The organism is Hydrogenophaga sp. GW456-12-10-14-TSB4 (genome assembly GCF_059424305.1).
The window spans coordinates 1-20,745 of the sequence record NZ_JBWKZH010000064.1 but is presented as its reverse complement, the minus strand read 5'-3'; the positions used below and the strand labels follow the sequence as shown (position 1 = coordinate 20,745).

At 70.2% G+C, this 20,745-nt stretch carries 14 protein-coding genes; 6 read left to right on the top strand and 8 right to left on the bottom strand.

What is annotated here, in order from left to right; all coding sequences use genetic code 11:
• Window positions 1-15: 15 nt before the first annotated feature.
• The 5 genes from AC07ZS_RS23995 to argH form a co-directional block, all read right to left on the bottom strand.
• A complete protein-coding gene (locus AC07ZS_RS23995) occupies window positions 16-1,170 on the bottom strand; it encodes a mandelate racemase/muconate lactonizing enzyme family protein (RefSeq protein WP_494801039.1) in 1,155 nt (384 codons plus the stop codon).
• Window positions 1,171-1,298: 128 nt separating this feature from the next.
• Complete coding sequence (locus AC07ZS_RS23990; RefSeq protein WP_494801038.1) at window positions 1,299-2,186, bottom strand: LysR family transcriptional regulator; 888 nt, start codon at window positions 2,184-2,186, stop codon at window positions 1,299-1,301.
• Window positions 2,170-4,323, bottom strand: a complete 2,154-nt coding sequence (gene pbpC, locus AC07ZS_RS23985; RefSeq protein WP_494801053.1) for a penicillin-binding protein 1C — start codon at window positions 4,321-4,323, stop codon at window positions 2,170-2,172. Before pbpC ends, AC07ZS_RS23990 begins: the two co-directional genes overlap by 17 nt.
• A 2-nt stretch (window positions 4,324-4,325) precedes the next feature.
• Window positions 4,326-10,265 (bottom strand): alpha-2-macroglobulin family protein, encoded by a 5,940-nt coding sequence (locus tag AC07ZS_RS23980; RefSeq protein ID WP_494801037.1) that lies wholly within the window; start codon window positions 10,263-10,265, stop codon window positions 4,326-4,328.
• A gap of 57 nt (window positions 10,266-10,322) precedes the next feature.
• Window positions 10,323-11,774 (bottom strand): argininosuccinate lyase, encoded by a 1,452-nt coding sequence (gene argH / locus AC07ZS_RS23975; protein WP_494801036.1) that lies wholly within the window; start codon window positions 11,772-11,774, stop codon window positions 10,323-10,325.
• Between the two features lie 149 nt (window positions 11,775-11,923).
• On the opposite strand from argH, the gene AC07ZS_RS23970 reads away from it, so the two are divergent.
• Both AC07ZS_RS23970 and AC07ZS_RS23965 read left to right on the top strand, forming a co-directional pair.
• A complete protein-coding gene (locus AC07ZS_RS23970) occupies window positions 11,924-12,985 on the top strand; it encodes a sensor histidine kinase (RefSeq protein WP_494801035.1) in 1,062 nt (353 codons plus the stop codon).
• Between the two features lie 48 nt (window positions 12,986-13,033).
• A complete protein-coding gene (locus AC07ZS_RS23965; RefSeq protein WP_494801034.1) occupies window positions 13,034-13,774 on the top strand; it encodes a LytR/AlgR family response regulator transcription factor in 741 nt (246 codons plus the stop codon).
• A 299-nt stretch (window positions 13,775-14,073) separates the two neighbouring features.
• Here AC07ZS_RS23965 and recJ read toward each other — a convergent pair whose 3' ends face one another.
• Both recJ and AC07ZS_RS23955 read right to left on the bottom strand, forming a co-directional pair.
• The gene (gene recJ, locus AC07ZS_RS23960) at window positions 14,074-15,810 is read right to left on the bottom strand and encodes a single-stranded-DNA-specific exonuclease RecJ (protein WP_494801033.1); all 1,737 of its coding nucleotides are present in this window, start codon (window positions 15,808-15,810) and stop codon (window positions 14,074-14,076) included.
• Window positions 15,807-16,802 (bottom strand): phosphoglycerate mutase, encoded by a 996-nt coding sequence (locus AC07ZS_RS23955; RefSeq protein WP_494801032.1) that lies wholly within the window; start codon window positions 16,800-16,802, stop codon window positions 15,807-15,809. The genes recJ and AC07ZS_RS23955 overlap by 4 nt, the downstream gene beginning before the upstream one ends.
• A 52-nt stretch (window positions 16,803-16,854) precedes the next feature.
• Here AC07ZS_RS23955 and AC07ZS_RS23950 point away from each other — a divergent pair, with 52 nt between their 5' ends.
• Complete coding sequence (locus AC07ZS_RS23950; RefSeq protein ID WP_494801031.1) at window positions 16,855-18,111, top strand: lipoprotein-releasing ABC transporter permease subunit; 1,257 nt, start codon at window positions 16,855-16,857, stop codon at window positions 18,109-18,111.
• Window positions 18,104-18,778 carry a lipoprotein-releasing ABC transporter ATP-binding protein LolD gene (gene lolD, locus AC07ZS_RS23945; RefSeq protein ID WP_494801030.1) on the top strand — a complete coding sequence of 225 codons (675 nt, stop codon included), beginning with the start codon at window positions 18,104-18,106 and terminating at the stop codon, window positions 18,776-18,778. Before AC07ZS_RS23950 ends, lolD begins: the two co-directional genes overlap by 8 nt.
• Here the strand turns inward: lolD and AC07ZS_RS23940 are convergent.
• Window positions 18,775-19,200 (bottom strand): META domain-containing protein, encoded by a 426-nt coding sequence (locus AC07ZS_RS23940; RefSeq protein ID WP_494801029.1) that lies wholly within the window; start codon window positions 19,198-19,200, stop codon window positions 18,775-18,777. The genes lolD and AC07ZS_RS23940 overlap by 4 nt on opposite strands.
• Window positions 19,201-19,277: 77 nt before the next feature.
• On the opposite strand from AC07ZS_RS23940, the gene AC07ZS_RS23935 reads away from it, so the two are divergent.
• Together AC07ZS_RS23935 and AC07ZS_RS23930 are read left to right on the top strand one after the other, a co-directional pair.
• Entirely contained in the window at window positions 19,278-20,111 is an 834-nt protein-coding gene (locus tag AC07ZS_RS23935; protein WP_494801028.1) for a TatD family hydrolase, read from the top strand.
• Window positions 20,108-20,605 (top strand): DNA-deoxyinosine glycosylase, encoded by a 498-nt coding sequence (locus AC07ZS_RS23930; protein WP_494801027.1) that lies wholly within the window; start codon window positions 20,108-20,110, stop codon window positions 20,603-20,605. Before AC07ZS_RS23935 ends, AC07ZS_RS23930 begins: the two co-directional genes overlap by 4 nt.
• Window positions 20,606-20,745 lie beyond the last annotated feature (140 nt).

Below are 20,745 nucleotides of genomic sequence, written 5' to 3'. Positions count from 1 at the left end.
GTGGGGAATCTTTTTTCAGGCCTTGCCGGCGCCGCGTGAGCCGGGCCGCTTGGCGAGCTCCGCCAGCCGCTCGGGGTTGGGCTTGAAGCCCAGGCCCGGTGTCTCGGGCAGGCGCAGCACGCCGCGTTCGGGTTTGGGCAGGTCGTCGAAGACCAGCTCGCAGCACTGCACGGCCACCGAGTGGTATTCCACCAGCGAGCCGTTGGCCAGGCCGGCGTGCAGGTGCATGTTGTGGTGCGGCCAGGCGCCGCCGTTGGCGAAGCGCGTGTTGAAGGCCGAGGCCATGCCCGCGATGCGGCTGCATTGCGTGAAACCGCCGCTGATGCAGGCGTTGGGCTGCACCACGTCCACCGCCTGCGCGACCAGCATGTCGCGAAAGCGCGAGGCCAGGCCCTCGTTCTGACCGGCGGCCAGCGGGATCGAGGTCTTGGCGCGAAGCTTGGCCAGGTTGGGAATGTCGTTCTGCGACACCGGCTCCTCGAAGAAGCTGATGTCGTAGGGCTCGACCTTCTTCGCCAGGGACAGGGCGTGGAAGTAGTCGAGGCTGCAGTTGGCGTCGATGTAGATCTGCACGTCCGGCCCGACCGCCTCGCGCACCGCGCGGATGCGCTGCACGTCCTCAGTGATCACCTGGTCCAGCGGCCGGGGCTCGTCGCGCCGCTGCAGCGCGTGGTGGCCCACCGTCATCTTCAGGCGCGAGAAGCCGCGGCCCACCCACTCGCGCGCGGCGGCTGCGAGCTCGTCGCGGTCGAAGAAGTTGAAGCCGAAGGTGGCGTACACCGGCACCTCGGCGCGCGCGCCGCCCAGCAGGCGCCAGCAGGGTTCGCCCAGCGCCTGGCCTTTGATGTCCCACAGCGCGAGGTCGATGGCGGCGATGGCGTGGCTGGCGTAGCCCGACTGGCCGCGCGGCGTGAGCAGCCAGTAGAGGCGCTCCCAGATCTGCTCGTGGCGCATCGGGTCCATGCCCACCAGGTGGTGCGCGGCGATGTCGTTGACGATGCTGCCGATCACCTCTTCCTCGGTGATGGCGGTCATGCCGGTGCCGATGAGGCCGGTGTCGGTCTCGATGGTGACGAGGCAGACCGAGAGGCTGGTGGTCTGGCTGCGGCTGGGGGATTGCACGGTGACGGGCAGGTTCAGCGGCGTGGCGCTGACGCGGGCGATTTTCATAAAGTCTCCGGCGCGGCCGGGGTGGCGGCGCTTGGTGTTGTGGGGTCTGGGGGCCAGTGTAGGAACGGCCCCGTGTGGGCCGCAATGGCGTGCGGCAAAGGCGGCTTTCGCGTTTCGCGAAAGCCCCGTCAGGCGGTCAATGCCTTGATCAGCGTGAGCGCGGCCGGCGCCGGCGGCGCATCGGTGCGGGTGGCGATGTGGTGGGTGCGCCGCGCCCAGGGGTCGGACAGCGGCACCGCCGCCAGCGGCAGGTGCGCCAGCTGTGGCGCGATCGCTTCCAGCGGCAGCACGCCCACGCCCAGGCCGGCGGCCACCATGCGGCACACGGCGTCGAAGCCGCGCATGCGCATGCGCACGTGCAGCGGCTTGCCCGCGTCGGCGGCCGAGGCGAGCAGGCGGTTGGACAGGGCGGTGCCGTCGGTGAGCGTGATGAAGGGCTCGTCCAGCGCGTCGGCCAGGCGCAGCCGGCGGCGCGTTGCCAACCGGTGCGAGCGCGGCGTGAGCAGCACCAGGGTGTCGCTGAAGAAGGGCGTGAAGGCCAGGCCGGCGGGCGGCACGGGCAGGTCCACCACACCGAAGTCGGCGCGCCCTTCGATCAGCGCGAGAGGGATCTCGGGGCTGCCGCGCTCTTCCAGGTCGATGCGGATCAGCGGGTGCGCTTTCATGAACTGCTCCAGGCGCTGCGGCAGCACCTCCAGCAGGGCCGAGGTGTTGGCCAGCACGCGCACATGGCCTTGCAGGCCCTCGCTGTAGCCGCGCAGGTGCAGCGCCAGCCGGTCGGCATCGGTCAGCAGCGCGCGGCTGCGCTGCACCAGCATCTGCCCGGCCGGGGTGAGCTGCACGCCGCGCGACGAGCGCTCGAACACCCGGAAGCCGAGCGATTCTTCGAGCGCCGTGATGCGCGAGCTGGCGGCGGCCACGGCCAGCTGCAGGCGTTCGCTGGCGGCGCTGATGGAGCCGAGGTCGGCCGCGGCCACCACGACGCGCAGGGTGCTCAGGTCAATGGTTTCTTGCATGGTTTTCTCTCACGCCGGCGCCGCGCACCTCGAAGCGCACCTCGTCCAGCACGGTGCCGCGCGCATCGGTGAGTTGCATCACGTGGCGGCCCGGCCAGGGCAGCCACTGCAGCTGGGTGCCCTGGCCCACGGGCTTGCCATCCAGGCGCCAGCGGCCGCCCGCGCCGCTGGCGACGAAGCTCAGGCGCTGGCGGTTGGGGGGAATGTCCGGGTCCAGCGCGACGATGGTGCCGGGGGCCGGGCTGCGGATGCGCAGCGCGCTGCCCGGCGCCCTCGCCGGGGCCGGCGTGTCCATCGCGAAGCGGGCCTGCTCTGTCCCGGCGAGGAACCACTCGCTGCGAGCCGCTTCCAGCGGCCGCGCGCCTGCGCCGCCCTCGAACGAGGCGCGCGCCTGCACCAGGCCGGCCGGCGGCGGCGGCGCGCGGCTGGGCGTGCGGGCGTGCAGGTGCTGCATGACGGTGGCCCAGACGGGCGCCGCGCCGCTGGTGCCGCTCACGTCCCACATCGGCGCGCCGCCGGCGTTGCCCACCCACACGCCGACGGTGTAACGCTCGGACCAGCCCACCGCCCAGTTGTCGCGCATGTCTTTGCTGGTGCCGGTCTTCACGGCGGTCCAGAAGCGCGTGGCGAGGAGGCTGTCCGTGCCGAAGGTGCGGGCCCGGGCGTTGGCGTCGCTCAGGATGTCGCCGACGATGAAGGCCGCGCGCGGGTCGATGGCCGGCGTGGCCTGCGGCGGCGAGCCCACGGGGCCGTAGCGCCCGCCGTTGGCGAGGGTGCGGAAGGCGTTGGTCAGCGAGAGCAGCGGCACTTCGGCGCTGCCCAGGGCCAGGCTGTAGCCGTAGTAGCCGGCGGGCTCGCGCAGGGGCAGGCCGAGCGCGCCGAGCTGGTGGTGAAAGGCGTCGGGCGAGACCATGACCAGCGTGCGCACCGCCGGCACGTTGAGCGAGGCCGCCAGCGCGGTGCGCGCGGAGACCCAGCCCTTGAAGCGGCGGTCGTAGTTCTGCGGGATGTAGAGGCCACTGGTGGTGGGAATGGCGGCGGGCGAGTCCTCCAGCAGGGACGCCGCCGTCATGCGCCGCTCCGCGATGGCCTGGGCGTAGAGGAAGGGCTTGAGCGTGGAGCCGGGCTGGCGCAGCGCCGTCACGCCGTCCACCTCCGACGCGGCGCTCAGCTCGCCCGACGAGCCGACCCAGGCCAGCACCTCGCCGCTGGCGTTGTCGAGCACGACCAGCGCGCCGTCCTGCACGTTGCGGCCCTTGAGCTCGCGCAGGTGGCGCTGCAGCGTCTGCACGGCGAAGCGCTGCAGCGGGGCGGACACGGTGGAGCGCACCGTCTGCGCCGGGCCAGCCGCGAGCACCTGCCGCGCATGGTGGGGCGCGATGCCCTCGCTGGCGGCAAACTCCCGGGTGGGCAGGGCGATGTCGGTCAGGATGCGCAGCTCGCTGCAATCCACTGGCGTGCCGGCCTGCATGAGCTGGAGCACGCCACAGGCGCGTTGCGCGACCTGCGAGGGCTTCGCGTTGGGCGCGCGCACCAGGGCCGCGGCCACGGCGGCCTCGCGCTCGTCCAGGCCGTGGGCGGCCTTGCCGAACAGCGTGCGCGAGAGCGCATCGATGCCGACCAGCTCGCCCCGGAACGGCACCAGGTTGAGGTAGGCCTCCAGGATCTGGTCCTTGCGCCAGCGCCGCTCCAGCTGCTGCGCGGCCACCGCCTGGCCGAGCTTCTGCGTCAGGCGGCGCCCACCCGCGCCGCGCTGAAGGTCGCCGCCGGGTTCGTCCAGCAGCGCGGCCAGCTGCATGGTGATGGTGGACGCGCCGCGCGTGCGGCTGTTCCAGAGGTTGCTCCAGGCCGCGGCCGAGACGGCGCGCCAGTCCACGCCGCTGTGCTCGTAGAAGCGCTGGTCCTCGCTCAGCACCAGGGCCGTGCGCAGCGCGGGCGACACGTCGGCCAGCGCGATCCACTCGCCCCGGCGCACCTGGTGGTCGATGCGCACGCGCTGCAGCAGTTCGCCCTGGCGGTCGAGCACGCGCGCGTCGGACGAGCGCCAGTCCGCGCGGACTTCGGCGAAGCCGGGCAGGGCCTGCGCGGGCAGCGCCAGGCCCAGGCCGAGCGCCAGTGCCGCGAGCGCGTGGTGCAGGTTCACCGCACGGCCTCCACCTTCACGCGGGCATTCGGTGTCTCGCCGAACACCTCGGGCGCGTACATCGCCTCCACGCGGCTGGGCGGCAGCGAGAACTCGCCGACGTTGTTCAGGCGCACCGTGTATTCCATCTTGAACACACCCTTGGGCACGTACTCGTAGTAGCTGCGGTAGGCCTCGAAGCTGCGTTCCTCGAAGGCCGGCCAGGCGTTGCCGGTCGGGCTCTTCTGGCCCGAGGTGGCGATCTGCGAATCGCGCCCCAGCCCGCCGCCGAGGATGGTCGCACCGCCCGGGATCGGGTCGGTGACCACCACCCAGGTCATGTCGGTGGCGGCGTTGATTTCCAGCGCCACGCGCCACACGTCGCCGCGCGTGTGCGTGCCGCTCACGGCCTGCTCCACCGGCGTGATGCTCTTCTTGATGGTGTAGCCAGCGCTGAACGGCGCCTTGAGCGGGACGGCGGCGAGGGACTGCAGCGTGAGCCAGGGCTTGCCGCTGCCCTGGTGGGCCACGCTCAGCGCGCCCTTGCCGCCGTCGGCCGGCCAGGGCAGGAAGCCGGTGTTGTTCTTCAGGTTGCCCGGGCCGGCGGGGGCGCCGAACCAGGTCGTCTGGTTCGGTGCGCCCAGCGCATCGCTGGTCTTCACGCGCTCGACCTTGGCCCAGTCGACCGCGGCGCTGCCCGCGCCCAGGGTGGCGCGCGTCGTGCCCGCGACAGGTGTCGCCTCGAATCTGGCCGAGAACTTCTCCAGGGCCAGACCGCCCCAGAGGTTGGCCGTGGTCGTGTGCCAGGCGCCGCTCTGCTGGCGGCCGATGAAGCCGCTGGCCAGCCGGCCCATGTCGTCCTGCCATGCCGGGTCGTTCATGACGGTGAGCATCAGGCGCGCGGTGTTCACGTCGCCGTTGGCCATGAGCCACCACCAGTAGTCGTCCTGCTCGGTGCTGAACACGAGCTTGGTGCCCTGGAAGCTCAGGCGCGCGCGCAGCACCTGCATGGCTTCGGCCAGGCGCTGCTCGCGCTGCGGCACATCGCTCACGCGCTGGAGGATGTTGACCCAGTCGATCACCGCGCCGGTGGGCCACTGGTTGGGCGCGAGGGTGACGCTGCCCAGCATGCGGCCGCGCGCCTTGCCGTAGCGCGAGAGGGCCTCGATGGCGGCTAGCTTGCGCACGTCCAGGTCCTTGCGCGGGCTCCAGAACTCGCGTGAGATGCGGCCTTCGACGAACGCGATCAGGCCGCGCTCCATCGGCGCGCGCACCTCGTCGGGCAGGCCGAAGGCCGGGTCGAGCGCCGAGGCCTCGTGCGTGGCCGCCAGCAGGTAGGCGGTGAGCGTGTCGCTGCCGCGGTTGGCGTCGCCTTCGCGCGGCGGGAAGTAGCTGGCCAGGCCGTCGGCGTCGAGGTAGTTGGGCAACTGCGCCACCACGCCCTGCCAGAGTTTGGCGTCGCGCAGGCCCACGGCCTTGCTGGTCTTCTGCTCCAGGCAGACGAAGGGGTAGTTGGCGAACCAGTCGCGCACGCCGGGCAGGCCTTCGGCCAGTTTCGGCTGCAGCGCGAGCTTCAGGCCGCCCCGGCCCGGCAGCGCGCCGGCCGGCGGGTTGACGTCGAGGTGGAACGCCCCATCGACCTGCACCAGCGTGGCCTGCTGCACCGTCAGCGGCACGGCGGGCACGATGCGTTGCCGGGCCTTGAGCGCGTCCTTCGCGCCGCCCAGCGTGTCCTTCGCCTCGATCTCCCACAGGATGGCCTCGGCGCGCGTCTGCGCGAGCTGCGCGGGCGCGGTCACCGTCCACGCGACCTCGCGCGCCTCACCCGCCGGGATGTCCACCGTCTGCGGCGCGAGTTCGAGCAGCGTGGCGCGCGGTGACACGGCCACCTTCATGGCCTTCTGCGTGGTGTTGCGCAGCGTGAGCTGCGCGCGGAACTGGTCGTCCTCGCGCACCAGCGGCGGCAGGCCGCTGATGATCTGCAGGTCCTGCGTGGCGCGCACGCTGGTCTGCCCGGTGCCGAAGAGGCCGGTGCCCAGGTCGGCCACGGCGACGATCTGGAAGGTGGTGAGCGCGTCGTTGAGCGGCACCGTCACCACGGCCTGGCCCTTCGCGTCCAGCGTCACCTTGGGGTTCCACAGCAGCAGGGTGTCGAGCAGTTCGCGCGCACCGCTCTTGCCGCCGCCGCCGCCAGCCGGCACCGCCTTGCGGCCGTAGTGCCGCCGGCCAATGATTTCCATCTGCGCGGTGGACGTCTCCACGCCCCAGGCGCGCTGCTGCAGCATGGCGTCGAGCAGGTTCCAGCTGCGGTTGGGCATGAGCTCCAGCAGGGCCTGGTCCACGGCTGCGAGCGCCACTTCGGCGTTCGCCGCCGGCTGGCCGTTGGGCAGCTTCGCGGTGATCGTCACCTTGGCCTGCCCGCGCACCGGGTAGGTTTCCTGGTCGGCCTTGACGCTCACGTCGAGCTGGTGCGCCCGCGTGCCGACGCGGATCTCGGCCAGGCCCAGGCGGAACGCCGGCTTGCTCAGGTCCACCAGCGCGGTCGGCGCCACGTACTCGCGGCCCTCGTGCCAGAAGGAGGTCCACCACTCGCGCGGCGCCTTGTAGCCCCAGGTGAAGAACGAGTACCAGGGCACCTCGCGCAGCCGGCCGCGCAGGGCCAGCACGCTCACGTACACATTGGGGCCCCAGCCTTCCTGGATCTTCAGCTGCACCGTCGGGTCCTGCCCGTTGAGCTGCACCACCTGCGACTCGAGGATGCCTTCGCGCTCCACCGTCAGCAGCGCGGTGGCGAAGCGGAACGGCATGCGCACCTGGAACTTCGCGGTTTCGCCGGGCTGGTAGTTCTTCTTCTCGGGCAGCAGGTCGATGCGGTCGTGGTTCTCGCCGCCGAACCACAGCTCGCCCTGGCGCGTGACCCACACCGAGCTGGCGGCCTGGATGCTCAGGCCGGCCGCGTCCTGGGCGGTCACGATCAGTTCCACCTCGCCCGGTTCGCCGAGCCTGGTTTCGCACAGCAGCAGGCCGCGCGCGTCGCTCTGGCCGCTGCAGACCGTGCCCAGGTCCTTGGTCTGCGTCTGGTTGTCGTAGGTGTAGAAGCCGCCCACCATGCGCTTGCGGCTGGTGGTGGTGATGTGGGCCACGGCCTTCACGCTCAGCGCGACCTGGGCCGCGGGCTTGCCCGCCAGGTCCAGCGCCAGCGCCTGGAACTTGATCTTCTGGCTGGCCGACACCCAGCCTTCGGTCTTGATGCCCGCCACCACGCTGGCCGGCCAGACGGTGGACACGCTGCGCAGCGTCTGCACCTCGCCGTTCGGGTCGGCGTAGGTGGCCTCCAGCAGCAGTTCCTGCGGCTGAGGGGCGGTGGGCACCTGCTCGATGGTGAGCGCGCCCGCGCCGTTGCGATCCAGCGTGACGGGCAGCTTGTCGGCGATGACGCGCTGGTCCTGCGAGGCGGCGGCTTCTTCCTCGCCGTCTTGATTCCCCTGCGCGCCGTCCGCTCGGGGCGGCTGGAAGCTGAAGCCGTCGAAGTCGCGGAAGCTCAGGAACTTGTCGCGCACCGAGGCCGACACGCGCACCGGCAGGTTGGCCGCGCCACCGCCCGACACGTAGCTGACCTGCAGCTGGGTGGGCACGGCCTTCACGTTGACCAGCGCCTGGCTCGCCTGCGGCGCGATGCGGCCTTCAAACACCGGCAGCCGGAACTCTTCCACGCGGAACTCGCCGCTGCTGTACTGGCGCTGGCGCTCGTCGGCGCTTTTGAGCGTGACCTCGTAGTTGCCCAGCTTGGCGCTGGCGGGCACGGCAAAGCTGTTTTCCGCGCTCTGGCCGCCCGTGGCCGTCTTGCGCCAGGCCACGGGCTGCGTGAACTGCTGGCCGCTGCCGGTGTGCGTGATCACCAGGGTGTCGGGCAGGGTTTCCGGCAGGCCGAAGCCCTGGCTGGTTTCGGTGCGGATCAGGTGCTTCATCGACACCGTCTCGCCCGCGCGCAGCAGCGTGCGGTCGAACACCGTGTGGGCGCGCGCGTCCGGGCGCGGATCGCGGCTGGTCGGCACGTTGAAGCGCCAGGGTTCGATGCCCCGGTACCAGTCGCTCCAGGTGAAGGCCATGTCTTCGGTGGCGCCGTCCTTGAGCCGCGCGCTGACGAAATAGGCCTGCGTGCTTTCACCGTCCCCGCTGTTGCAGCGGGGTGCTTGCGGCGGCACGTCCTTGAATTCGACCACGCCCTGGGCGTTGGTGGTGCCGGTGGCGACTTCCTTGCCCGCGCAGTCGGACACGCGCACCCGGGCGCCGGCGGCGGGCTTGCCCTTGTCCAGCGTGGTCACCCAGGCCAGCGCGTTTTCGCGGCCCAGCTTGAAATGCACGCCCAGGTTGGTCACCAGCGCGGAGGTGCGCACGTACATCGTGCGCGTGCCGCCGTAGCGCGCGTCCAGCAGGGCACCGCCCAGCGCGGGGGATGCGATCTCCACCACATGGAAGCCCGGCGTGAGCGGAATGCCGACCACCTCGAAGGGGCGCGGGTCGTTGGTGGCAGGCCGGGGCAGCTCCATCGCTTTCACGCCGGCCTGGCCCTTGAGCAGCGACACCGCGCGCGACTCGACCCAGCGCTTGTCCCGGTCTTCCAGCACCTTGGGCAGCGGGCCCACCGTGTCGGCCTGCGCCAGCTTGCGCGAGACGTTGAACTGGTCGTAGCGCTGCAGCTTGCGGAACCAGGCAATGATCTCCGCGTCGGTTGTGGGCTGCAGGTCGTTCACCTGACCGGGGCTGAGGCCCTGCACCTGGAGCGCGGCCTCCACGTTGCGCAGGGTCACGGGCAGCAGTGGGGTGCCGCCGGGTTCGGCGAAACGCTCGACGATGCCGAAGGGCGAGGCGGCGAACTTGGCCAGCGGGGGCATGGCGCCGGTGGCCACCGGCAGCGGGAAACTGTCGGCGTTGGCCGGCGTGCGGCCGGCATCGTCCTTGAAGTTCTTCGGCAGCTCGACGGTGAACGCCGCCTGTTCGGCGAAGGGCGGCTTGAACGTGAGCTCGGTGACCACGCTGTCGCCGTCGGCGTTCTCCTCTTCAAACACCGGCTTGTGCGTCTGCTGGGCCGACTTCAGGCGGATGCCCTCGGCCTGCTTGCGCGGCACGGGTGCGCTGAAGTTGAGCGTCATCGGCCGGATCGGCAGGCAGGCGGCCTGGGCGTTTTCGCGCTCGCAGCTGAAGCCGACCGTCAAGGCCTCGCGCACCTGGAAGTCGAAGCGCTTCTCCACGGTGTTCGCGATGCCCGAGGGCGTGGCCACGCCCTTGCCGTACACCAGGGAGACCTTGGTGTCCGGCGTGAAGCGGCGGTTGCACGAGAGCGTCACATAGCGCTGCGGCTCCTTGTCCGCCAGCTTGTCCCAGCCGTTGGCTTTCAGCAGCTCGCTGCGGTCCTTGCCCTCGATGAGCCGGACCGGCACCCGCTCGCCCAGGCCCTCGACCGCGCACCACAGATGGGACTGCAGGCTGGCCGGCGTCGCCGCGCCGTTGAGCCGCAGGACAAAGTGCTGTTCTTCGTCAATGCGCGACGAGGGGCCCGGGCGCACCTGCTGCACGAAGGGGCCACCGGTGTTGAAGCTGCTGCGGGTGACGGCCAGCTCCGCGCCCTTGGGCGATTTGAACCCGCTTTTCACCTGCACCGTGCAGTTCACGCCGGGCGGCAGGTCGTTCTCGAAATCGAAGGCCCATTCGCGGTCGCCGGTCCAGCGGCCGTTGCCCCGGGTGGCCTGGGCGTCGCTGCAGCTCAGCGACACGGGCGCGGGGGCCTTGGCGTCGCCGAAGTTGACGGCGCTGTCGTTGAACTTGATCACCACCTGGCGCACCCGGGCCACTTCGCCCTGGGGTGAGACGCTGGTGATCTGCAGCGCAGACGCGGGCAGGGCGATGGCCAGCCACGCGGTGGCGGCGGCAAGGCGGAGCGGGATGTTGTTCTTCAAGGCTTCCTCCATGGCAGACGCCAAGGGTAGCGGAAACCTCGCCGCTCTTCGGGGGCCTCAGCCCAGGCGCTTGCGGTGGCGCGCGATCTGCGCCAGCACCTGGGCCGGCGCGGTGCCGCCCAGGGTGTTGCGCGCGTTCAGGCTGCCGCGCAGGCTCAGGCACTCGTACACGTCTTTCTCGATCGAGGCGTTGAAGCCCTGCAGCACGGTCAGCGGCAGCTCGGACAGATCGCAGTTGTGCGACACGGCGGCCTTGACCGCGTGCGCCACCGTTTCGTGCGCGTCGCGGAAGGGCAGGCCCTTCTTCACCAGGTAGTCGGCCAGGTCGGTTGCCGTGGCGTAGCCCTTCTTGGCGGCCTCTTCCATGGCCACGGCGTTGACGGTGATGCCGCCTTCCTTGGTGCCGGTGGCCGGGTTGAGCTGACCGCCCACCATCTCGCCGAAGATGCGCAGCGTGTCCTTGAGCGTGTCCACGGTGTCGAACAAGGGTTCCTTGTCTTCCTGGTTGTCCTTGTTGTAGGCCAGGGGCTGGCCCTTCATGAGGGTGATCAGGCCCATCAGGTGGCCGACCACGCGGCCGGTCTTGCCGCGCGCGAGCTCGGGCACGTCGGGGTTCTTCTTCTGCGGCATGATGGAACTGCCGGTGGTGAAGCGGTCGGCGATCTTCACGAAGCCGAAGTTCTGGCTCATCCAGAGAATGAGTTCCTCGCTGAAGCGGCTGATGTGCACCATGCACAGGCTGGCCGCGGCGGTGAACTCGATCGCGAAGTCGCGGTCGCTCACGCCGTCCAGGCTGTTCTGGCACACCTGCGGCTCGCCGCGCTCGTCCACCATGCCCAGGGTGCGTGCCACGCGCTCGCGGTCCAGCGGGTAGGTGGTGCCGGCCAGCGCGGCGCTGCCCAGCGGCAGGCGGTTGGTGCGGCGGCGCACGTCGGCGAAGCGCTCGGCGTCGCGCGAGAACATTTCCACATAGGCCAGCAGGTGGTGCGCGAAGCTCACCGGCTGCGCGACCTGCAGGTGGGTGAAGCCGGGCAGGATCACGTCCACGTTCTTCTCGGCCACCGCCACCAGCGCGGTCTGCAGCTCGTTGAGCAGCGGGACGATCAGGTCGATCTCGCCGCGCAGCCACAGGCGCACGTCGGTGGCGACCTGGTCGTTGCGGCTGCGGCCGGTGTGCAGGCGCTTGCCGGCGTCGCCCACCAGCTGGGTCAGGCGGGCCTCGATGTTGAGGTGCACGTCTTCCAGGTCGAGCTTCCACTCGAACTCGCCGGACTCGATCTCGGCCGTGATCTGGCCCATGCCACGCTGGATGGCCTCCAGGTCGGCGGTGCCGATGATGGCCTGGTGCGCCAGCATCTCGGCGTGGGCGAGGCTGCCGGTGATGTCGGCTTGCCACAGGCGCTTGTCAAAGAAGACGCTGGCGGTATAGCGCTTGACCAACTCGCTCATGGGCTCCGAGAATAGGGCGGACCAGGCTTCGGATTTTTTGTCGAGTTGGTTGGTGGACATGGTGTTGCCAGCGGCTGGATGAAAAAGACAGAAAGGAGCGGAAGTGCGCCAGGGATGGGGCTTGGGGCATTGGGCCCGGGCCGGTTGAAGGCGCGGAAGACCCCTGTAGAGGCCCTCACGGGGCCGACCCGAAGACGGATGTGCTTCCCATGAAAGATTCCAGAATTTTATCGAGCTTCCAGGAACTGGCCCATGCCGCGGGCGCGCGCCCGATCGCGGAGATGCCGGAAGACCTGCGGGTTCGGGTGCAGGTGTTCGACACCTGCCAGGTCGGCACGGTGCTGCGGGCGGTGCTGTTCGTGCAGGCGATCGTGTCGGTGGCGGCCCTGTTCGGCGCCCAGACCTTCGTGGCGTGGATCACGCAACTGGCCATCTACACCGGGGCAGCCCTGCCCGCCGTGCTGGCCTGGTTGCTGACCGTGTGCGGCCTCAAGCGCCAGCTGGGCCTGCTGCCGATGCCCGGCCAATGGGCGGCGGCGATCGGGTTCGGCGCCTTGTCCGGGCTCTACGGCTGCGGCCTGCTGGTCTGGATGGGGCTGGCGGAGCCCTCGCCCTGGCTGGCGAGTGCGGCCTCGGGCGCGCTGGTTTCTGCCGTGTTGGTGGCCGCGCTGATGTGGCGCTCCAAGGCACGCGGCCCGGCGGGGGCCACGGCGCGCCTGGCCGAACTCCAGGCCCGCATCCGCCCCCATTTCCTGTTCAACACCCTCAACAGCGCGATCGCGCTGGTGCGCGAGGAGCCGGCCAAAGCCGAGAACCTGCTGGAAGACCTGAGCGAGCTGTTCCGCCACGCCCTGGCCGATGCCAAGGAGGCCGTGCCGCTCTGGCAGGAGCTGGAGCTGGCCGAGCACTACCTGGCGATCGAGCAGGTGCGGTTCGGCGAGCGGCTGAAGGTGGAGTGGAGCGTGGACGAGGCGGCCTCCAAGGCCAAATTGCCGCCCCTGATCCTGCAGCCGCTGGTGGAGAATGCGGTCAAGCACGGGGTGGAGCCCAGCGCCAGCGGCGCGGTGGTGCGCATCAGCACCCAGCGCCGGGGCAGTGTGGTGGTGATCAAGGTCACCAACACGGTGCCGGCGGGCAGCGGGCGGCCGGGCAACGGTCTGGCACTGGACAATGTGCGCCAGCGCCTGACGCTGTTGCATGATGTACAAGGGCGCTTTCAGAGCGCCTTGGTGAATGGCGTGTTTCAGGTGAGACTTGAAATACCGGTATAAGCGGGGTTTGAATGAACCACCCAACCGGTTCTGGCAACGGAGCGTGACATGGCACTGAAGGTACTGATCGTTGACGATGAAGCGCTGGCGCGATCCCGGCTGCGCACGCTGTTGGGCGAATGCACCGAGCCACGGGCCGATGTGGTGGGTGAGGCGTCGAACGCGGTGCAGGCGATGGAGCAGATCCAGCGCACGGGCTGTGACCTGGTGATGCTGGACATCCACATGCCCGGCGTGGACGGCATGGCCCTGGCGAGCACGCTGCGGCAGATGGCGGCACCGCCGGCAATCGTGTTCGTGACAGCGTATGCCGAGCATGCGGTGCATGCGTTCGAGCTGGAGGCGGTGGATTACCTCACCAAGCCGGTGCGGCGCGAGCGCCTGCAGCAGGCGCTGCAGAAGGTGATGAAGCAGCGCAGCGCGGGTGAAGGGGCTCAGGAAGGTGGTTTGCCCGAGAGCCTGATCATCCAGGAGCGGGGCCGCAGCGAGCGGGTGGCGCTGGCCGACGTGATCTACCTGAAGGCCGAATTGAAGTACATCACGGTGCGCACGGCGGACAAGGAACACATCTTTGACGGCGCTTTGAGCGATCTGGAACAGCGCTATGCCCACCTGTTCGTGCGGGTGCACCGCAATGCGCTGGTGTCACGCCGGGCGGTTCGCGCCGTTGAGAAGCACAACGACCCGGTCGAGGGCGAGGGCTGGATGGTGCGGCTCGATGGGGTCGAGGAACGTCTGGCCGTTTCTCGCCGTCAATTGGCTGCGGTTCGTGAAGCTCTCATGAGCTGAGTTTTTGGCTCGTTGGCGTTGCTCCGGTCGCCGGCGGCTGGGGTGATCGCCTCCGCTCATGTCCCCCGACGGCCTGCGGCCGTCTCCTCCTTTACTTCGCTGCGGCGATCACCCCAACCACCGGCGACCTCCCTGGCGTGCGGAGGATTGGATGTCGCTCCCTGACGCCACTGGTGCGAGGGTGTGGGCGCTCTGCGCAGCGGGGTAAAGGAGGAGGCGGCACCAGCCGCCGGGGGACACCCGCGGAGCAGAGCGCCCACGCCCTCGCAGCCCGCGAGGTGCAACGAACGAAGAGAACCTCAGATCTCAGCCGCCTCCACCAGAAACCGGACGCGCCGCTGCCCCTGCCACTCATCCGCATCCAGCCGGAACGCGATCTTCACCCGCGCCGGCAATGGTTCCGTGTGGCCGAACCAGATGCCGTCCACCGGCTCGCCCTGGTGCTTGAGCTTCAACGCCAGGTGCTTCTCGCCCACGAGGCGCTGCGACACCACCACCACCTCCTCGCAGAACACCGGGGGCGCAAAACCCTGGCCCCACACCTCCTGGTGCAGCGTGTCCACCAGATCCGCGCGCCGGTACTTCGTGTCGAGCGGGCCGTCCGCCTCCATGCGGCGCTGCAGCGTCGCGGCGTCCAGCCACTCGTGCGCCACCTGCTGCAAAGCCGCCTCGAAAGTCTCCAACTGCTCTTCATCGATCGTGCAGCCCGCCGCCATCGCATGGCCGCCGAACCGCAGCAACACCCCCGGGTGCCGCTTGGCCACCAGATCGAGCGCATCGCGCAGATGAAAACCCGCGATCGAGCGGCCCGAGCCCTTGAGCTCGTGCTCCTTGCCCTCGGCACCGCTGGCCGCGAACACAAAAGTGGGGCGGTGCAGCTTGTCCTTCAACCGCGAGGCCACGATACCCACCACGCCCTCGTGGAAATCGGGGTCGAACACCACCAGCGCAGGCGGCGGCTCCTCCGATTCGTCGAACATCTCCTCGGCCATCTGCAAGGCCTGCTCGCGCATATCGCCTTCGATCGCCTTGCGCTCGCGGTTGATTCCGTCCAGCGTGCGCGCCAGCTCGTCGGCGCGCAAGCCGTCGTCGGTGGTCAGGCATTCGATGCCCAGCGTCATGTCGGCCAGCCGGCCCGCCGCGTTCAGGCGCGGGCCCAGGGCGAATCCGAAGTCGAAACCGGTGGCGGCGGCCGGCTTGCGCGCGGCGGCGTTGAACAGCGCCACCATGCCCGGCGGCATCGCGCCCGCGCGCACCCGCTTCAAACCCTGCGCCACCAGGCGGCGGTTGTTGGCGTCGAGCTTGACCACGTCGGCCACCGTGCCCAGCGCCACCAGCGGCAGCAAGGTGTCGATCTTGGGCTGGTTCTGCGCCGTGAACACGCCGCGCTCGCGCAGCTCGGCCCGCAGCGCCAGCAACACGTAGAACATCACGCCCACACCCGCGATCGACTTGCTCTCGAAGGGGCAGCCCGGCTGGTTGGGGTTGACGATGATGCAGTCCTGCGGCAGCGCGATCTCGCCGTTCTTCAGCGCGGGCAGGTGGTGGTCGGTCACGATCACGGCCAGGCCCAGCTCGCGCGCGGCGCGCACGCCGTCCACGCTGGCGATGCCGTTGTCCACCGTCACCAGCACGTCGGCGCCTTGCGCCTTCACGCGTGTCGCGATCGAGGGGGTGAGGCCATAGCCGTCCGTCACGCGGTCGGGCACCAGGTAGTTCACCCGGTCGAAGCCCAGGGGCGCGCCCAGCAGGCGCAGGCCGCGCAGACCGACCGCGCAGGCGGTGGCGCCGTCGCAGTCGTAGTCGGCCACGATGCAGATGTTTTTCTGGGCCGCCATCGCGTCGGCCAGGGCGCGTGCGGCGTCCTGGGCGCCGAGCATCGAGGACGGCGGCAGCAGGCGAGCGAGCGCGTCGTCGAGCTCGTCCTTGCTGGTGATGCCGCGCGCGGCGAACAGGCGCGCCAGCAGCGGGTGCAGACCGCTTTGCTCCAGCGCCCAGGCGGCACGGGGAGGGACGTCGCGGGTGATGATCTTCATAGGGTTTCCAGCGTCTTCCAGGCCGGGGTGGGGCCCAGCAGGTTCTTGATCAGGCGGCCAATGCGCGCGCCGGCGCTTCGGGGGGCATTCGTGAAACGCTGTGCGCCGCGTTCGCCGCACAGAGTGAGGGTGACCGCTTCGCCGCGTTGCGCGCGCGCGCGCCACTGGGCGATGGGCCCGGCATCGAGCGCGGTCCAGGCTTGCTGCCATGCGGCCCAGTCGGCCTGCAGGGCGGCCCGGCGCAGGTCGTCGGGCTGGGTGGGTGGCGGCTGAAGGGTGGCCGGGCGGTCCAGCGCACCGGCACCGCTGACCCAGAAACCGTTGATCGGGTGCAGCCGCGCGGCCTCGCGGGCATCGTGCACGGCGTGCGTGTAGAACAGCATCTGCGCCTCGCTTTGCAGGCGCTTGAGCAAGCGGCCGCCGGCCGGGTTGGCCGCGCTCTCGGCCATCCAGGCCTCCACCGAGCGGCCGCTCACCCGGTCCAGGCTGGCGCAGGCGATGCCGCGCAGCGGCTCGCCGCGGGCGTGCCAGCGCGTGGCCGACTGGTAGCTCAGGGTAATGCCGTCCTCGGCGCAGTACGGTGCCAGCGCGTCGAACAGCGCGCGCGAGTGATCGTCGCTCAGGCCCAGTTGCTCGCCGGGCAGCAGCGTCACCTGTTCCATGCCGACCTGGAAATGGCAGGGCGTGAACCAGGCCTGGGCTGTGTCGGGTTGCGCGTCTTCCATCGCGGCCCAGGGAATCAGACCGTCGCCGAAGGGGCAGCCGTCGGCGCGCACCAGGCCCAGGGCCTGCGCCAGCGCGCGCTCGTGCGGCGGGCTCAGGCTGTGGTCGTCGCCCGCGTCGGTGTAGACGGGCACCAGTTCGGCCAGCAGCGCGGTGAGCTGGGGCAAGGGCAAACCCGGCAGCGCGGCGCGGCAGGCGAGGTCGCTCGCGCCGGCGAAAGGAACCAGCAGGTGAGAGGACGGCTCAGAAGCCGGGTGGGGGGCGGGCATGCTGCGATTGTCGGGGATGCCACAATGCCCGCTGCATCCCACCTCCAACTGCATGCAAACCCCTTACGAACTCATCCTGGGCTGGCGCTACACCCGCGCCGGCCGCGCCACCCGGCGCAACGGCTTCATCTCCTTCATCTCGGGCGTGTCCATGCTGGGCATCGCGCTGGGGGTGGCCGCGCTCATCATCGTGCTCTCGGTGATGAACGGCTTCCAGAAGGAGGTGCGCGACCGCATGCTGGGCGTGCTCTCCCACATCGAGGTGTTCGAGCCCAGCGGCCAGGCGATTCCCAACCTGGCCGACACGCTGGCCCGCATCGAGCGCCACCCCGAAGTGGTGGGCGCCGCGCCTTTCGTGGGGGCACAGGCTCTGATCGCGCGCGGCGAGGACATGAAGGGCGCGCTGGTGCGCGGCATCGACCCCGCGCTCGAACCCAAGGTGACCGATCTGGCCGCGGAGCTGGCCGACACCATGCTGCCGCGCCTGGTGCCCGGTGAATTCGGCGTCATCCTGGGCGGCGAACTGGCGCGCAGCCTGGGCGTGATCGCCGGCGACAGCGTCACGCTGATCGCGCCCAGCGGCCAGGTCACCCCGGCCGGCGTGGTGCCTCGCATCCGCCAGATGACGGTGGTGGGCACCTTCGATTCGGGCCATTTCGAGTACGACTCGGCCCTGGCCCTGCTGCACCAGGAAGACGCCGCGCGCATCTTCCGCGTGGAGGGCCCGACCGGCGTGCGCGTGAAGATCAAGAACCTGCACCAGGCGCGCGAGGTGGCCCTGTCCATCGCGGCCGACCTGGACCCCGGCCTGCTGGTGCGCGACTGGACGCGCCAGAACCGCACCTGGTTCGCGGCCGTGCAGCTCGAGAAACGCATGATGTTCATCATCCTCACGCTGATCGTGGCGGTGGCCGCGTTCAACCTCGTGTCCACGCTGGTGATGACGGTGACCGACAAGCGCGCCGACATCGCCATCCTGCGCACGCTGGGCGCGAGCCCGCAGAGCATCATGGGCGTGTTCATGGTGCAGGGCGCCATGGTCGGCATCATCGGCACCGGCGCGGGCCTGCTGCTCGGCCTGGGCGTGGCCTTCAACATCGACACCCTGGTGCCCGCGCTCGAACGCCTGCTGGGCGCGAGCTTCCTGCCGCAAGACATCTACCTCATCAGCCGCATGCCCAGCGACCCGCAGCAGACCGACATCGTGCCGGTCGCGGTGATCTCGCTGGTGCTGGCCTTCCTGGCCACCATCTACCCGAGCTGGCGCGCCAGCCGCGTGAACCCCGCCGAGGCCTTGCGCTATGAGTGACACCGTTCTGCAGGCCCAGGGCCTCACCAAGCGCTTCCACGAAGGCCGGCTCGACGTCACCGTGCTCAAGGGTGTGGACCTCGCGGTGCGCGCGGGCGAAACCGTGGCCATCGTCGGCGCCTCGGGCTCGGGCAAGAGCACCTTGCTGCACCTGCTCGGCGGGCTGGACGCGCCCACGGCGGGCAGCGTGCAGCTGATGGGGCAGACCCTCTCGGGCCTGAGCGCCACGCAACAAGGCACGCTGCGCAACCGGCACCTGGGCTTCGTCTACCAGTTCCACCACCTGCTGCCCGAATTCAGCGCACGCGACAACGTGGCGATGCCGCTGTGGATCCGCCGTCTGCCGCGCGCCGAGGCGGCGCGGCAGGCCGAGCAGATGCTCACGCGCGTGGGCCTGGGCGAGCGCCTGCACCACCGGCCGGCCGAGCTGTCCGGCGGCGAGCGCCAGCGCGTGGCCATTGCGCGCGCGCTGGTGACGCAGCCGGCCTGCGTGCTGGCCGACGAGCCCACCGGCAACCTGGACCGCAGCACCGCCGAAGGCGTGTTCCAGCTCATGCTCGAACTGGCCCGCGACCAGGGCACAGCCTTCATCGTCGTCACGCACGATGAAGCGCTGGCTGCGCGTTGTGCACGCGTGCTGCGGTTGACTGCAGGCGTTCTGACTTAGGGCTTGGTTCTGCTAAAGCGCAGGGGTTTGTCCAGCCCCTGCACGTGCATCAGCATCGTCCGGCCCTGAACCTCCAGGCGCTGCGCCTTCTGCAGCGCGTCCAGGTAACGCGTTTCCTGGTCGCTCACCGCTTCGGGGCAGGCCATGCGCGTGCCGCCAAGCTGGCCGAAGGCCACGCGGTCCTGCATCAGGGTGTACGAGCCGAAGAAGCGGTTGCACGAGCTGTTGCCGGCCACGCGCCCGGCCTCGGGGAACGCGATGGTGGCCTGCACACGGTCGAGCACGCCGCGCCCACCCAGGTCTTCCAGTTGCCATTCGCTGCCCACCAGCGGCGCAGGGGCGGGCACGCCCGGCAGGGCGCAGGCGCTGAGCGCCAGCAGGGCGGGAACGGTGAGCCAGGTGAGGCGGGCGGTGTGTGACATGGTGATTTCCTTTCTTGCCTTCTTGTGAGCGTGCCGGGGTGCCAAAGACTTGCCGGCACAATGGCCCTTATACCGCCATGTGGATCGACACACACTGCCATCTGGACGCGCCCGAGTTCGGCGCCGACCACACCCTTGCCTTCCAGCTGCGCGAGCAGGCGGCCGCGCAGGGCGTGGGGCGTTGCGTCATTCCCGCCGTGGCGCGCTTCAACTTCGACACCGTGCGCGAGCTCGCACACCGCTCGGGCGATGCCTATGCGCTGGGGATTCACCCGCTGTGTGTGCCCAAGGCGTCGGACGATGACCTCACCGCACTGGGCGCCGCACTCACCGAACACCGCGACGATCCCCGCCTGGTGGCGGTGGGTGAAATCGGCCTGGATTTTTTCGTGCCCGAGCTGTGCACCCCCGAGATGCGCGAGCGGCAGGACCGCTTCTACCGTGCGCAACTGCGGTTGGCGCGCCAGCACGGCCTGCCGGTGATCGTGCACGTGCGCCGCAGTGCCGACCGCCTGCTCAAGCACCTGCGCGAGTTGCCGGTGGCCGGCATCGCCCATGCCTTCAACGGCAGCGAGCAGCAGGCGCGGGCCTTCATCGACCTGGGTTTCAAGCTGGGCTTCGGGGGGGCGTGCACGTTCGAGCCCGCGCGCCAGCTGCGCCGGCTCGCGGCCGAGCTGCCCTTGTCGGCCCTGGTGATGGAGACCGATGCGCCGGACATTCCGCCGCAGTGGTTGTACGTGACGGCGGCGGAGCGTGCCGCCGGGCGTGCGCAGGGCATCAACAGCCCGGTGGAGTTGCCGCGCATCGGGGCGGTGGTGGCGGCGTTGCGGGGCATGCCGGTGGAGGATCTGATGGTGGCGAGCACCGCGAATGCCCTGGCGGCGTTGCCGCGGCTGGGGGCTTTGGCATGAGCCGGCTGCAGGGGCTGGCGCCGGTGTTGAGCGCGAACACGCGGGTGTTGGTGCTGGGCAGTTTTCCCGGGGTGGCGTCGTTGCGGGCGCAGCAGTATTACGGCCATCCGCAGAACCATTTCTGGAAGATCCTGGGGGCCTTGTGGGCGCTGCCTTTGCCGGCGATGGCGTATACGGAGCGGGTGGCGGCGTTGCGCGAGCACGGGCTGGGGGTGTGGGATGTGTACGGGGCCTGCGAGCGCGAGGGCAGTCTGGACGCCGACATCCTGAATGCGGAGCTGAACGATTTTTCGATGGTGCTTCGTGAGTGCCCGATGCTGGAGGCGATTGCGCACAACGGGGGCGAGAGTTTTCGGCACGCTCGTCACACCGAGAAGCTGGGGGTGCCGGTGTACCGGCTGCCTTCCACGAGTCCGGCGAATGCGAGCTGGAGTTTTGATCGCAAGCTGGCGGCTTGGGCCGAGGTGCTGCGGCAGCATGGGGTGGGGGGGTGAGTTCCTTGTTGGGTTGAGACCTCGCGGGCTCGGAGCGATAGGGCGCTCTGCTCCGCGGGTGTCCCCCGGCGGCTGGTGCCGTCTCCTCCTTTACCCCGCTGCGCAGAACGCCCTATCACTCCGGGCCGACAACATGCCGG

Excerpts from the sequence above, each read along its gene's own strand:
- AC07ZS_RS23930 (WP_494801027.1), top strand. The coding sequence starts at position 20,108 with ATGAGCCGGCTGCAGGGGCTGGCGCCGGTGTTGAGCGCGAACACGCGG.
- AC07ZS_RS23955 (WP_494801032.1), bottom strand. The coding sequence starts at position 16,802 with ATGCCCGCCCCCCACCCGGCTTCTGAGCCGTCCTCTCACCTGCTGGTT.
- recJ (WP_494801033.1), bottom strand. The coding sequence starts at position 15,810 with ATGAAGATCATCACCCGCGACGTCCCTCCCCGTGCCGCCTGGGCGCTG.
- argH (WP_494801036.1), bottom strand. The coding sequence starts at position 11,774 with ATGTCCACCAACCAACTCGACAAAAAATCCGAAGCCTGGTCCGCCCTA.
- AC07ZS_RS23965 (WP_494801034.1), top strand. The coding sequence starts at position 13,034 with ATGGCACTGAAGGTACTGATCGTTGACGATGAAGCGCTGGCGCGATCC.
- AC07ZS_RS23970 (WP_494801035.1), top strand. The coding sequence starts at position 11,924 with ATGAAAGATTCCAGAATTTTATCGAGCTTCCAGGAACTGGCCCATGCC.
- AC07ZS_RS23995 (WP_494801039.1), bottom strand. The coding sequence starts at position 1,170 with ATGAAAATCGCCCGCGTCAGCGCCACGCCGCTGAACCTGCCCGTCACC.
- AC07ZS_RS23940 (WP_494801029.1), bottom strand. The coding sequence starts at position 19,200 with ATGTCACACACCGCCCGCCTCACCTGGCTCACCGTTCCCGCCCTGCTG.
- AC07ZS_RS23950 (WP_494801031.1), top strand. The coding sequence starts at position 16,855 with ATGCAAACCCCTTACGAACTCATCCTGGGCTGGCGCTACACCCGCGCC.
- lolD (WP_494801030.1), top strand. The coding sequence starts at position 18,104 with ATGAGTGACACCGTTCTGCAGGCCCAGGGCCTCACCAAGCGCTTCCAC.
- AC07ZS_RS23935 (WP_494801028.1), top strand. The coding sequence starts at position 19,278 with ATGTGGATCGACACACACTGCCATCTGGACGCGCCCGAGTTCGGCGCC.
- AC07ZS_RS23990 (WP_494801038.1), bottom strand. The coding sequence starts at position 2,186 with ATGCAAGAAACCATTGACCTGAGCACCCTGCGCGTCGTGGTGGCCGCG.